Annotated in this window: 14 protein-coding genes; 6 read left to right on the top strand and 8 right to left on the bottom strand. The window is 55.0% G+C overall.

The window, feature by feature from the left end:
- Nucleotides 1–29: 29 nt before the first annotated feature.
- From AB8B76_RS02875 to AB8B76_RS02865, 3 genes are read left to right on the top strand one after another with little or no spacing between them, the layout of a single operon-like run.
- On the top strand, nucleotides 30–2,477 hold the full coding sequence (locus AB8B76_RS02875) for a heavy metal translocating P-type ATPase (protein WP_405270010.1): 2,448 nt from the start codon (nucleotides 30–32) through the stop codon (nucleotides 2,475–2,477).
- A gap of 2 nt (nucleotides 2,478–2,479) precedes the next feature.
- Nucleotides 2,480–2,659, top strand: coding sequence for a cbb3-type cytochrome oxidase assembly protein CcoS (ccoS, locus tag AB8B76_RS02870; RefSeq protein ID WP_405270008.1), 180 nt, complete (start codon nucleotides 2,480–2,482; stop codon nucleotides 2,657–2,659).
- Entirely contained in the window at nucleotides 2,652–3,398 is a 747-nt protein-coding gene (locus AB8B76_RS02865; RefSeq protein WP_405270006.1) for a sulfite exporter TauE/SafE family protein, read from the top strand. The genes ccoS and AB8B76_RS02865 overlap by 8 nt, the downstream gene beginning before the upstream one ends.
- Nucleotides 3,399–3,418: 20 nt before the next feature.
- Here the strand turns inward: AB8B76_RS02865 and AB8B76_RS02860 are convergent, their stop codons facing one another.
- Nucleotides 3,419–3,586 carry a hypothetical protein gene (locus tag AB8B76_RS02860; protein ID WP_405270004.1) on the bottom strand — a complete coding sequence of 56 codons (168 nt, stop codon included), beginning with the start codon at nucleotides 3,584–3,586 and terminating at the stop codon, nucleotides 3,419–3,421.
- Nucleotides 3,587–3,737: 151 nt separating this feature from the next.
- A complete protein-coding gene (locus tag AB8B76_RS02855) occupies nucleotides 3,738–4,439 on the bottom strand; it encodes an OmpW/AlkL family protein (RefSeq protein ID WP_405270002.1) in 702 nt (233 codons plus the stop codon).
- Nucleotides 4,440–4,767: 328 nt separating this feature from the next.
- Between AB8B76_RS02855 and AB8B76_RS02850 the strand changes: the two genes are divergently transcribed.
- Nucleotides 4,768–5,373 carry a trypsin-like serine peptidase gene (locus AB8B76_RS02850; RefSeq protein WP_405269999.1) on the top strand — a complete coding sequence of 202 codons (606 nt, stop codon included), beginning with the start codon at nucleotides 4,768–4,770 and terminating at the stop codon, nucleotides 5,371–5,373.
- Between the two features lie 30 nt (nucleotides 5,374–5,403).
- Here AB8B76_RS02850 and AB8B76_RS02845 read toward each other — a convergent pair whose 3' ends face one another.
- Genes AB8B76_RS02845 through AB8B76_RS02830 form a run of 4 tightly spaced genes read right to left on the bottom strand, consistent with a single transcriptional unit; the run spans nucleotide 5,404 to nucleotide 8,762 of the window.
- Nucleotides 5,404–5,805: a hypothetical protein gene (locus AB8B76_RS02845; RefSeq protein WP_405269996.1), complete on the bottom strand. Its 402-nt coding sequence runs from the start codon at nucleotides 5,803–5,805 to the stop codon at nucleotides 5,404–5,406.
- A 29-nt stretch (nucleotides 5,806–5,834) separates the two neighbouring features.
- Nucleotides 5,835–7,481, bottom strand: a complete 1,647-nt coding sequence (locus AB8B76_RS02840) for a 5-guanidino-2-oxopentanoate decarboxylase (protein ID WP_405269993.1) — start codon at nucleotides 7,479–7,481, stop codon at nucleotides 5,835–5,837.
- Between the two features lies 1 nt (nucleotide 7,482).
- Nucleotides 7,483–8,430 carry a rhodanese-related sulfurtransferase gene (locus AB8B76_RS02835; protein WP_405269990.1) on the bottom strand — a complete coding sequence of 316 codons (948 nt, stop codon included), beginning with the start codon at nucleotides 8,428–8,430 and terminating at the stop codon, nucleotides 7,483–7,485.
- Complete coding sequence (locus tag AB8B76_RS02830) at nucleotides 8,430–8,762, bottom strand: BolA family protein (protein WP_405269987.1); 333 nt, start codon at nucleotides 8,760–8,762, stop codon at nucleotides 8,430–8,432. Before AB8B76_RS02830 ends, AB8B76_RS02835 begins: the two co-directional genes overlap by 1 nt.
- A 105-nt stretch (nucleotides 8,763–8,867) precedes the next feature.
- Here AB8B76_RS02830 and AB8B76_RS02825 point away from each other — a divergent pair, with 105 nt between their 5' ends.
- The gene (locus AB8B76_RS02825; RefSeq protein ID WP_405269984.1) at nucleotides 8,868–9,656 is read left to right on the top strand and encodes a hypothetical protein; all 789 of its coding nucleotides are present in this window, start codon (nucleotides 8,868–8,870) and stop codon (nucleotides 9,654–9,656) included.
- Between the two features lie 8 nt (nucleotides 9,657–9,664).
- Nucleotides 9,665–10,141 (top strand): RDD family protein, encoded by a 477-nt coding sequence (locus tag AB8B76_RS02820; protein ID WP_405269981.1) that lies wholly within the window; start codon nucleotides 9,665–9,667, stop codon nucleotides 10,139–10,141.
- A 20-nt stretch (nucleotides 10,142–10,161) separates the two neighbouring features.
- On the opposite strand, the gene lptG is transcribed toward AB8B76_RS02820, so the two are convergent.
- Together lptG and lptF are read right to left on the bottom strand one after the other, a co-directional pair.
- A complete protein-coding gene (gene lptG / locus AB8B76_RS02815; protein ID WP_405269978.1) occupies nucleotides 10,162–11,220 on the bottom strand; it encodes an LPS export ABC transporter permease LptG in 1,059 nt (352 codons plus the stop codon).
- Complete coding sequence (gene lptF / locus AB8B76_RS02810) at nucleotides 11,221–12,309, bottom strand: LPS export ABC transporter permease LptF (protein WP_405269975.1); 1,089 nt, start codon at nucleotides 12,307–12,309, stop codon at nucleotides 11,221–11,223.
- Nucleotides 12,310–12,329: the final 20 nt, after the last annotated feature.

The raw sequence follows: 12,329 nt of genomic DNA, 5'->3' as shown, positions 1-12,329 counted from the left end.
ACTGCCTCAGACCAAACCGTGAAACATCTGTGAACAGCGCTCAACCTTTTAAGACTGCCACATCGCTTACTTGCTTCCACTGCGGCGAAGATGTGCCCGCGGGCGTGGACTTCGCTTTGGAGGTCGCTGGAGAGCGCCGAGAGATGTGCTGCCCCGGCTGTCGTGCCGTGGCGAGTATGATTACGGAGAGCGGCTTGGAGCGCTTCTACGAGCAGCGTACCGCCTTTAATGATCGTCCTGTGGCCGACAGGGAAGATCGCCAGCGGGAATTCGAGATTTACGATGACCCCGCTCTGGCAAAGCAGTTCTGTGAAGAGGACGCCTCGGGAGGTCTTAGCGCGCGCTTACTTCTGGGCGGCGTAAGCTGTGCCGCTTGCACATGGCTCATCGAAACAACCCTTCAGAGGATACCTGGCGTACATCAGGCTACGGTAAATCTGGGGCAAAACCGCCTCGATATTCGCTTTGATCGGAAGCAACTGCCCCTAAGCCAACTATTTACCTGTGTCTCGAATCTTGGCTATCAAGTACAGCCCTGGCAGAGCAGCCTGAGGCAGGATCAGGCAAAACACGAATATCGAACGGATCTCAGACGGCTGGCGGTAGCCGGTGTCGGAATGATGCAGGTGGGCATGTTTGCCATAGCCCTTCACGCCGGCGACATCCAGGGTATCAGCCCAGAGTACCAACAGCTCATGCGACTTTGCAGTCTGCTCGTGACCAGTTTCGTTGTGATCTACTCGGCTCGAGGTTTTTTCGAAAGTGCATGGCGTCACCTGAAATTCGGCGCCTTAGTGATGGACTTACCTGTGGCCCTGGCAATTGGCCTGGCCTTTTCCGCAAGCACCTATGCCAGCCTGAGCGGCGGTGGCGAAGTGTATTTTGACTCCGTCGTAATGTTTACGTTTTTACTGCTCCTCGCGCGTTTTATTGAAAAGCGCTTGCGCTACCAGGATGCCATTAGCTGGCAGGATGCAGAACAGACACTTCCCGATGCTGTACAGGTATGGAGGGGGCAACACTGGACCTCCATTCCCCGACAGAAACTCCTCACAGGAGAGCGTGTGTTAGTCCGCTCAGGAGACACGATACCCATCGATGCTCGGGTTACCAGAGGATCCAGCACCGTTCGAGAAGACAGCTTCAGTGGCGAGGCTCTGCCTAGATCAGTGACTGTTGACGATGTCGTTTATGCAGGCACGGTGAATCTGGAGGACTCTTTGGAGGCCGTTGCCACCGGAACCTACGCCGACACGCGACTAGCTGCTCTACAACGATCTATCGACGCAGCACGGCACGATAAACCCGCTGTCGCTAAACTCGCGGATCGCATCGCAACGGGATTTATCGCGGCTATATTACTTATCGCAGCATTGACCGCAGTCCTTTGGTGGCAGCTGGATTCATCCAAGGCCCTCTGGGTAGCGCTATCGGTACTCGTGATCAGCTGCCCCTGCGCGCTATCCCTTGCTACTCCTGCGAGCCTCGCGAATGCGACAAGTCTTCTACGGCGAAAAGGCGTCATCGTCAACGGTGACAACGCTCTGGAGGCTCTTGCACAACTCGACGTCGCCTTATTCGATAAAACAGGTACGCTGACAAGCGGCGCTTTTACCTTACAGAGCATCGTGCCGCTGAGCGAACAATGGTCCGAAGCAGACCTCGGCGCGGTAGCTGCGGCAATGCAGCGCCATTCCAACCACCCACTGGCAAGCGCCTTCACTGCTCTGGACGCTGACGCTGATGTCGACAACGTTCGCTACATTCCCGGGCAGGGCATTGAAGGCATGTACCGAGGCCGGCGTCTTCGCTTGGGCTCCTTGGCATTCTGTCAGGAGATCGCTCCCGAACTACAGATGTCGCCAGAGGACGCCTGCTACTGGGTCGCCCTATGTCTGGAGCACAAGCCTCTCGCATGGCTTGGGCTCAACGACGAGGTCCATGCAGAAGCACTCACGGTTCTGGAAAGCTTCCGTCGCGCTGGCGTGAGGACGGAGCTACTCACCGGTGACGCCTCCTCCCGCGCCACGCAGTTGGGCTCTTCTCTTCAGTTCGACCACGTTGCCACCGGCCTATCTCCACAGGATAAGCTAGCAAGACTCATTTCGCTGCAAGAGGCAGACTCAAAGGTATTGATGGTTGGCGATGGTCTTAACGATGCACCCGTCTTAAAACGTGCGGACGCTTCAATTGCAGTTGCTGGCGCGACGGATCTTGCTAAAGCACAGGCGGACTTTGTGATTGTCAGGGGAGCTCTAGACCAAATCACTGCGCTATTTGATGTGGCACAGCGTACACGCAAGATCATCATCCAGAACTTTTGCTGGGCCCTTGGTTATAACCTTATTGGCATTCCCTTGGCGGCTATGGGTTGGGTTCCCCCCTGGGCCGCCGCAGTAGGGATGTCCCTAAGTTCGCTTCTAGTAGTCGGAAACTCCACGCGACTCCGTCGAGCCTCGGCTCAAGGAGCCAATTGACTGTGGAGAGCCTCTACCTGTTGATACCGGTCGCCATCATCTTTTGCGTGATAGTCATACGTCTTCTGCTCTGGGCCATCGACAGTGGCCAGTATGACGATTTGGACAAAGAGAGCTGGCGTATTCTTGCTGACGAGGATCTCAAGGACCCTGCTAACAAGAGCAACCTAGAAGATGATTAGCAATGACCTTGTCGCAGCACTTGGCATTGGTTTGGCGGGAGCTGGGCACTGCCTGGGAATGTGCGGTGGCATCGCCGCCGCAATCAATCTAGGCAACGGTGGCGAGAAGCGTGGTGTAGTGACTATTGCGTATCACGCGGGCCGCATTAGTAGCTACGCGGCTTTGGGCGCACTTTTGGGCGCCTTGGCGGGTAGCATTAATCTCGCACAATGGACAATGGTGCTTCGCTACATTGCGGCGTTGCTGCTCATCGGCATGGGATTATCGATTGCGGATTGGTGGCGAGGAATGTCTGTCCTCGAGAAGCTAGGCGCCAAAATCTGGAAACCGGTTCAGCGTTTATCCTCCAAACTTCTTCCCGTAAGACACTGGTTTCAGGGCTACCTTCTGGGCCTGTGCTGGGGGTTAATGCCCTGTGGTTTGATCTACAGCGCTTTGGCCTGGTCTGCTACCGCGCAAGACGTAGCTCGCTCAGGATTGTTGATGCTGGCGTTCGGCGTAGGCACCCTCCCCGCAATGCTAAGTACTAGCTTTGGCGCTACGGGAGTTCAGGCCTTTCTCAGGCGCCGCGGCCTCAAACTGTTTATTGCGGTGTTCCTGATTCTTTCAGGCATCTGGTCTTTTGTAATGACCTGGAACCACGGTGGTCACCTGAACCAGCCAATAACCAGCGCGGCGCAAGAGCACTCCATGGATGCTTCAGAGATGCAGCACAGCAAAAAGCACTCAACGCACTAGCGGCTGACGCTATCAGCGAGTTACTGTTCGCGATCCTTTTCCCCTTGATTTTCACTCTCTTCCAGACGCTGGGCTTTTCGCATTGCCTGCTTTTTACGAATAGGACTCAGAGTCGATGTCATCCAAAAAATGGTGCCTACAACAAACACCACGAGAAAAACTGTCAAGACCAAGGGCACTAGGTTCATAAAAGCTCCCGAACAAATCATCCACACATCATCAGCGTTCACGCTATCACGAATCATTCTCTTGTGACGTTACAGGAGGGCGAAAAAAACCCCGCTAAAGAGCGGGGAATCACAGGGGAATGACGTAGGAAACGCCATTTCATTCAAAGCTTCAAAACTTGTAAGCAACGCCTATGTTGTAAACCCATGGGTCAATATCCACGTCGAAGCTCACCGTAGCATTGGCACCGTCGCCGGTTACCACATCAATATCTGCAGTTGTTCCAAGATCGATGTACCAAACGCCAAGATTGAGTGCCCATTCGTCCGTTAGAGGGATATCAACGCCCGCTTGTGCGGCCAGACCCACGGAGTCATCCAGAGACAGTTTCGCGGAGGTTACGTTAAGCACATCCCCCAATACCGCGCCTAGCTCGCTATCTACATCCTCACTGAAAAAGGTGGTGTAGTTCACTCCAAGGCCTAAATAGGGCTGCCAACCGTCCATGGCGCCGCGGGGGTACCATTGAATGCTCACCGTTGGTGGAAGATGTTTGGTGGAACCGGCTGCGACAGGCAAGTCTGCCAGATCAATGTCATGTTTGAAGGGCGTCGCTGCCAAAAGCTCCACCCCCCAGTTGTCCGACATCATCCAGGTGGCAATAAGACTGATTGCGGTACCGTTATCGACATCTACTCCACCGGGCAAAATCGTTGGTGGCTCCGTAGGCAGTTCAATAGCATCACTGTCGCCACTTGGCGCGACGGTCGCGATACCTGCGCGAAAAACAATATCGCCCTGCTCATAGGCCTGTGCACCTAAGCTTGCGATACCCAATCCAGCAGCCATGGCAAGGACAAGCTGTTTTCTCATAGTGATTTCACTCCTTTCTCTCTTTGTTAAATGCCCATGCGGCATCGTATGCACGCATAGTAAGAGTGACCGGAGATACAAGCATTGATGTCAATCAAGGTTAGCGCCTTGCGGTGTATAGTGCCCAGCCAAGGCACGGGGCGGTAATGCAGTTACAGAACGAGGTAAGACCATCAGATTTTCAGTCGTTTTTACCCAGCGCAGGCAAAGGACCCGAAGATCCGCAGTGCTTTCGGTGCTACTTTGCGCTATTGGCTCCGCTATTGCTGATAACTCAACAGGGCCGGAAAGCTTCGCGCGCGCGCTGGACAGCGTAGGTAAACTTCACGTGCCTGGCCAACGTTACGAGAATGGTTACGCAAAGCACTATGATGAGAGCTGCTCCGCCACGCTGATCACTGACGATAGCCGTTCAGAATTTTCACAACTCATTGTGAGCGCCTGGCACTGCATTGAGTTTTATCATGACACCAGTAGGTCCCTGACCTTCGAGACCGCTCGCGGCGAAACCAGGAACGCAAATCTCATCGCCAGTGGCGGAAGTATGTACAGTGACTGGGCTCTGCTACGCCTGGATGCCCCATTAGACTCACCATCAGTGCTGCTAAGGCCAGACAGTATTGATGCAGGCGCCGGCGATCTGCTCATGGCCGGTTATCCGCGAAGTGGTACCACGGAAACAAAAATTTTGGAAACGGCTAACAACTGTCGCGTCACCGGAGCAGATGGCCCCGACACGAGAAGTGATTGTGTACTGCAAAAAGGCACCTCCGGTGGCGGAGTATTCTCTGCAGCCAAAGGGTCTGGAGGTACAGAGTTGCATTACCTGGGCGTGATCTCCCGCGGGGATGGCGTCTCTCAAAGCATTTATGTGCCCTTAAGACGCTTCCATTCGAGAATCACGGCTTACCTGCAGAGCGCCCGACTACCTTAGCCATCGTGCAATAAGCGCCGGGAGAATTATTTAATCCGGGGAGCTTTCCTTCCTGTCCCTTCGCCGGAGGGCGACCTCGTTTGCATCGACAGCTGTGCCCTGAGATTGCCCATCGCCTTTAGAGGTTCGTAGAATCTCTTCGACCTCATCCACCGCGCGATCAATGGTAAATTCGCCACTGTCTGCGTGATCGTCGAACAAATTAATCATGCGATCAGAACGGCGTCCCATAAGCATCAACCGGAGATACAAACTGTGTTCGACTTTCGGCCGGGTCACCGCGTCGATAGCAAAGGCAAGAAGGCTCAAAGGACTCAGCAAGAAGTCCCTAAGCGCATCTGCCGCCAACTTCAGCTGAAAAATCAGGACGTGACGAAGGGCTTCAGAGGTCGACACCCGTCCATCATCATCACCATCATCGTTGCTATACATGTGACCTCAGTTCTTCGGAAAAAGCCAAACTAGTACCAACTAGCCACGGCGCCCTTCAAAAATGATTCTTCTGGCAGCTCGATAAGCGTGGGACGTTGGCTATTTAGCGCTTCTTGAAGTGCATCGCTTAAGCTATCAAGGGAATTCGAGCGCTGCGCAGCACAACCCAGTGCCTTAGCCGCTGCCACAAAATCAGGAGCATCTATATCAACCCCCACGGGTGCTACATCCGTAGCAACCATACCTTCGCGAATTTCGCGGTAGCCGTTGTTATTCCATAGCAAGACAATCACCGGTAGCCCTTCCTGTACCGCCGCAGCCAGCTCCATGAACGTGAACTGCGCCGCGCCATCGCCGATGAGCGCTACCACCGGCACGTTTTCCTCGAGCGCCCTGCGCGCGCCCATCGCGGCGGGCAAAGCGAACCCTAAAGTACCGCCACCGGTAGCTGAGTGAAAGTAACGGCGCGGGCCTCCGGCCTCGTATTGCCATACGGCATAGTACGTGGGCAGAGTGCTGTCACCGACAAGGCAAAGCCCCGGTAAAGCGTCGTTCAAGCAATCAAAAAGCCCCTGCAGCTCGCAGTTCCAGTGTTGCTCCTTTGGGAACGCCGCACGCGTTCTGGACACTCTTTGTGCGCCAGTATCTCCCGCGACCTGTCGGTCTACTGAGTCCAACAACGCAGCGAGGCTTTCTTTGGCATCACCACAAAGCGCCAAATCGGGCCGTTGGTTACGGCACAGCTGCGCGGGATCAATATCGATTCGGGCGAGCCATGCGGGCACCGGCATATCACCAAGAAACAGCATGTCGTAATCGGTTTCCCCAAACTCTGTACCTACGGCGAGCACTATGTCAGCTCCCGCGATGAGCTCGCGTACGCATCCAAGGCTTGGGCTTCCTCCCACCAATAGCGGATGCCCCTGAGGTAGCAAGCCTTTGGCGTTTACCGTGGTGATTACCGGTGCATCTAAGGCTTCGGCAATCGCTCGCACTTCTTTTGCGGCGCCAACCGCGCCACCGCCCAGCATCAAAAGAGGCGCACTGGCTGAATTCAGACGCTGAGCCAGCTCTGCTAAACCGCTAAGGCTCGCCCCCGGCGGCGCAACGCGAGGCCAGGGAATTGTTGAAACATCACTGGCCTCCTGCGTAATGACATCCAGCGGAATCTCTATGTGCACCGGCCCCGGACGCGCGCTGTCAAAGACCGCGAACGCTCGAGCAAGCACCTTAGGCAGTTCTGCGGCATCCATGAGGGTGTGACTGAAACGGCTGCATTGGCTGGCAAGCGCCGACTGGTCCGGGAGCTCGTGCAAACGCCCCTCCCCCATTCCCAAATCCGAACGCGCAGCGACAGCGGTTACGACCAACATCGGCACCGAATCAGCCAGGGCTTGAATCATCGGCGTAATCGCATTGCCCAGTCCCGGTCCGGAAATCAAAAAACACGCGGCCGGCTTACCAATGGCCCGAGCATAGCCATCAGCCATAAACGCTGCCCCCTGTTCGTGCCGCGGAGAAATGTGCCGAATCGCGCTATTTCCAAGCCCTCTGTAGAGCTGCACCGTATGATTCCCGGGAATGCCGAATACCGTATCAATCCCATAGGCTTCAAGCAGTTCAACCAGCCGCTCTCCACAACTGACCTTTACTCCTTCAGCCCCTTCAGCACTCATATCACAAACCCTCAGCCCGTTCGGGATGCGGCTGTATCAAGCTGGCTTCTCCAATATGTTGCTCGCCACGGGCTTTGGCTAAATCGACCTGGCGCTGTCTCTCAGCGAAACGCTCGCGCTGCTCATCGCTCTGCTGATTAATGCAATGAGGGCAGCTCACCCCCCGAACGTAGTCAGGTGATTTCAGGTCCTGGTCGCTTATGGGGTGACGACAGGCAAAGCACTGATCGTAACTTCCGCGCTCCAACGCGTGGTTCACTGCCACCCGATCGTCGAATACAAAACACTCGCCCTCCCAACTGCTGGACTCCTGAGGCACCTCTTCGAGGTACTTCAAAATACCTCCCTTTAAATGGAACACCTCATCAAAGCCTTGCTCCAAAAGGTAGGAAGATGCTTTTTCGCAGCGGATACCGCCTGTGCAAAACATCGCCACCTTGCGGTTCTTCCCGGGGTCGAGGTTTTTCTCAACCCAAGCAGGAAAATCGCGAAAGGTAGTGATACCTGGGTCGACCGCATCTCGGAAGCTACCAATGGCGCATTCATAGTCGTTGCGCGTGTCAATAAGAGTGACTTCAGGATCGGCGAGTACACCATCCCACTCGTCGGGGGTCACGTAGGTGCCGACCACTCGATTTGGATCTACCTGAGGTACGCCCATGGTGACGATTTCTCGCTTGAGCTTAACTTTCATTCTCAGAAATGGCTGCTCATCGTGCAGCGATTCCTTGTGTTCAAGGTCCGCAAGTCGGCTGTCCGCTCTCAGCCATGCCAGCACCGTATCAAGCGCTTCGCGAGTCCCCGCCACGGTGCCGTTAATGCCTTCTTCTGCCAGCAACAGAGTCCCTTTCAGCCCATGACGTCGACATTGCTCGAGTAGGGGCTCTCGCAGAGACTGATAGTCAGGTAAAGCAACAAACTTATACAAAGCCGCAACCACAATGGGCATTAAGACATCCCCTCTTTATCCACCTTGCTACCTCCCAAGCAATCGGGCGATGCCGGGGCTTCCTGGGTTTTCTCTTGCCACTCTTTGGGATCGTAGAGATGCATCGCCAGAGCATGAATGGGCCCGGCCAGTAAGTCCGCCAACTCTTTATAAACCGACTGGTGCCTGGCAACCGCTCGCATACCCTCAAATGCCTGAGACGACATCACCAGCCGGAAATGAGTCTCTGAATTGGCCGGCACACTGTGCATATGGCTCTCGTTATCCAACTCAAGCCAATCGGGCTTGAATGCCTGCTCTATACGTTCCCTTAACTGTTCTTGAACGCTCATAACTTCTCCTGCAATAAGCAGTCAATTATACGCCCGGAAGCTGCGTCTTTCAGCGGCCATTGGGAAAGGTTTTCCCACACCGTGGGGAAGCTCTATACTTAGCTTATGGTTGATGAATCTGAAGAGCGTTACGACATCGCCTTTGCGGGCGAGTGCCTTGATGGGCGTGATCCCACGGCGGTGCGAGCTGCCGTAGGAGCTTTGTTTAAAGCTGACGATGCGACCCTAGACCGTCTTTTTTCAGGCTCCCGTCAACGTATAAAAAAGAACTGCGATAAAGGGACTGCGCTCAAGTACCAAAAGAGCCTCGCCAAAGCCGGTGCGAAAGCGATCATTACTCGAGTGAGTACTGAGAGTCCGGGCAGCATCCAGAGCAGCTCGCCGGCGCAAGACCCTGCCCCTGGCTCATCAGACAACACTGAACCTGCAACCGTAAACACGGGCGAGAGCGACTTCGAACTCCTCCCCGGCGGCAGCGACATCCTCAGGCCTGACGAACGCGCTCCCCATGAGGACTCGCAGGTCGACCTGAGTCACTTATCTATTGCTGCAACGGGCGACAGGCTCAGCGAAGAAACGACAGACATAACGCCACAAGTGAGTGCACCCGACTTCGATGTCGCGGAGCCCGGTGCCCGCATGGGAACTGAGAACACGGAAGCCCCAGCGGCAGCTCCGGATACCTCCGCGCTGGACCTCGCCCCTGCAGGGGCCGACCTTACTGACGAGCATGACCAAAATGTCGCCGTGACCGCTGTGAATATTGATCACCTCGACCTCGCGGATTCTGGCGCTGACTTGCTCAGTGCCGATGAACGCACCGTCAGTGATGCAACAGCTCCAGACACCAGCCATATAGCGCTGGATGATCTTGATGAATCGCCAAAGACCTGAGTAGTACCGTGACAAAAGAAACCTTACCCGCTCCGGCCCTCCCGCGCCGCCTGGCAGCCATCGTCTACGACGCGTTTTTGGTGATTCCGCTCATTATGGTTTGCGTGGCAATGGGGCTGGGAATTCGGATGCTCCTCGGATCCGCCGCAGATAGCTTGCTACCCGCGACGGCCGTACAGATGATCGCCGTGCTAAGTTGCATCGGGTTTTTCGGCGTGTTCTGGATGAAAAACGGCCAGACCCTCGGTATGCAAGCCTGGAGAATAAAGCTTGTTCCAATGCCCGGTAATGAACTCAGCTTTGGTCGAGTTGTCACGCGATGTCTCTCCGCGCTGCTCTCGGCCCTATGCCTGGGACTTGGCTACTGGTGGTGCCTATTTGATAAGAAGAAACGTAGCTGGCATGACTATCTGTCTGGCACTGAGCTTGTGCTGATACCCAAGAAGCCCAAGAAAACCAGCAAGAGAGAACCAGAGAGTCCTTAAACGTTGCCTGTTGACAGGCCTTAAGCCCTGCGTAACAAATAAAACCCAACCAATACACAAGTCAGCACCGGCGCTAAGGCTGCGTAAAGGGGAGGAAACCCGAACACCAGACTCGCCGGCCCCAATAAATCCTGACTAAGTTGAAAAAGAATCCCCACCATAACTCCAGCGAAGATTCTAAAACCCAGTGTGCCGTCCCGCAGCGGACCGAAAACAAACGAAATCGCGATCAATACCAGGGCAGCCACTGCCGCCGGTTGGAGTAACTTCCTCCAGGTCGCGAGCTCAAAGTCAGCGACATCCTCGCCTTGGGAGCGAAGAAATTCTGCGTAGTCCAAGAGATCTACAAGAGGTAGCTGAGATGGCGCTACGTTTTCAAGAGACAAAATCTTCGGCGTAATATTGCTCTTCAAAAACAATTCCTGCTCTGTGCCTTTGCTAACCTTGTCCTGTGAGAACTCACTTGTTTGAACATCCTTCAAAAGCCAGCCTTCACCGTCAAAACGTCCACTATCGGCAAACAAAGCTCGGCGCATCCAACCTCCTTCCTCGAACTCATAAGCTGTGACGCCAAAGACCTCTTGGTCACCAGAGACCGCTTGCACGTGCAAAAAGATGGCGCCGTCGCGACGCCAGATACCCTGCCCCGTGTCTACTTGCTTTCCGGCGTAGCGCGCAACCGCTCGACCATTCTGCGCTTGTTGCTCAGCTTTTGGCGCAATGTATTCACCCAGCAAAAACCCGAACACGGCAATGATGACTGCCTGTTTGAGCACCATCCACGCCAGTCGGCGGTTGGAGATTCCTGCAGCACGCATCACCACCAATTCACTCGTCGACGCCAACTGACCCAGACCGATCAACGCGCCGATAAGTGCAGCGAAGGGAATGAACTCATAGACGCGCCGAGGCATAGTTAGCATCACGTAGCGCCCGATTTCTGCAAAACCATAGCTGGCACTGCGACTGTCGGACTCATCGATAAACGCCGACAAGCCATCAATACCCACAATTACAAGTAAAACGAGGAGGATCGATAACCAAACGGTGCGCGCTACATAGCGATTTAGTTTGCTCATTCAGGCACTCCGCAATCGACGGAGGCGATCCGGCGCGAACAACAGCGTCAACGCCAATGTAAAGAAACCAAGGTGCAGTAGGTATATCTGGTATACCGGTGCGTCACCCTCGGCAACGCTAGTTCTGATACTCGCCAGTGCGAACAGGTAGCAAAGATGAAGAAGCAAAGCAGGCGCAAGCTTAATGTACCGCCCACGGCGGTGATTAGTTTTGCTCAGACTCAAGGCCAGAAGCGCGACGATCGGAACCATAAGGGCAACTGACAGACGCCAGTGCAAAGCAGCTCTATCTTCAGCGTTGTGGGATTCCAGCAGCTCTAGCGTGGGCTTAGCATCCACAGGCTCACTGCGAGCAAGCGACGGTGTATCGGGTAGACGCTGTCCGAACTTACCGAAGCGAACAATCCGGTAGTCTGCACTGCCGGGCGTCCCACTAAACCGGTAGCCCTCTCTGAGTTCTAGATATCGGGCGCCCGTATCAGGATCAACCACCACTGCCCCCGTCTGGGCAACGGTGACCCCGGAGACGCCGGATTCCTCTTCGTCACCCTCCGTCGCATAGAGAAAAACTTGCTCCAGCTCTCCGAGCTCTGGATCAATGTCCGCGGCGTAGGTCACAGTGCCGTCATCACCGCGGGGCTGAAACCGGCCCGCAGCCAACAACTGCAGGCCCTGCAACGCCTGAGGGTCGTTGAGCAAGGCCTCGGAGCGTGCAACCCCGTTAGGCGTCACAACCAAAGACAGAGTGGCGACCACCATCATGATAAGCAAGGCCGGCGCTAGCGTGAAACGGGCTAGCTTTGCCGGGCCCACTCCACAGGCACTGAGAATCACCATCTCACTTTCGACATAAAGCCGACCGTAGGACATCAGTATTCCGATAAACAAGCCTAAGGGCAGCAATAACTCCATGAAACCGGGTAGTCGATAAAACATGACTGGCAAAAGGATCTCAGCTGCTAATTTTCCCGACGCGGCCTCAGCCAGGTACTTTACGAATCGTCCAGTAAGGATGATAGCGAGCAACACCGAACTTACCGCCAGAGTATGTCCCAGTACATCGCTCCCCAAATAGCTACGCAGCCTCATCGAAAAGCTGGCTCGAGTAG

This window comes from Congregibacter sp. (assembly GCF_045107095.1).
Lineage (GTDB): Bacteria > Pseudomonadota > Gammaproteobacteria > Pseudomonadales > Halieaceae > Congregibacter.
Note: the sequence above shows the minus strand (reverse complement) of the source record. Positions and strands in the feature narration are given on the sequence as shown.

Excerpts from the sequence above, each read along its gene's own strand:
- AB8B76_RS02860 (WP_405270004.1), bottom strand. The coding sequence starts at position 3,586 with ATGAACCTAGTGCCCTTGGTCTTGACAGTTTTTCTCGTGGTGTTTGTT.
- AB8B76_RS02855 (WP_405270002.1), bottom strand. The coding sequence starts at position 4,439 with ATGAGAAAACAGCTTGTCCTTGCCATGGCTGCTGGATTGGGTATCGCA.
- AB8B76_RS02825 (WP_405269984.1), top strand. The coding sequence starts at position 8,868 with ATGGTTGATGAATCTGAAGAGCGTTACGACATCGCCTTTGCGGGCGAG.
- lptF (WP_405269975.1), bottom strand. The coding sequence starts at position 12,309 with ATGAGGCTGCGTAGCTATTTGGGGAGCGATGTACTGGGACATACTCTG.
- AB8B76_RS02835 (WP_405269990.1), bottom strand. The coding sequence starts at position 8,430 with ATGCCCATTGTGGTTGCGGCTTTGTATAAGTTTGTTGCTTTACCTGAC.
- AB8B76_RS02865 (WP_405270006.1), top strand. The coding sequence starts at position 2,652 with ATGATTAGCAATGACCTTGTCGCAGCACTTGGCATTGGTTTGGCGGGA.
- AB8B76_RS02845 (WP_405269996.1), bottom strand. The coding sequence starts at position 5,805 with ATGTATAGCAACGATGATGGTGATGATGATGGACGGGTGTCGACCTCT.
- lptG (WP_405269978.1), bottom strand. The coding sequence starts at position 11,220 with ATGAGCAAACTAAATCGCTATGTAGCGCGCACCGTTTGGTTATCGATC.
- AB8B76_RS02830 (WP_405269987.1), bottom strand. The coding sequence starts at position 8,762 with ATGAGCGTTCAAGAACAGTTAAGGGAACGTATAGAGCAGGCATTCAAG.
- AB8B76_RS02840 (WP_405269993.1), bottom strand. The coding sequence starts at position 7,481 with ATGAGTGCTGAAGGGGCTGAAGGAGTAAAGGTCAGTTGTGGAGAGCGG.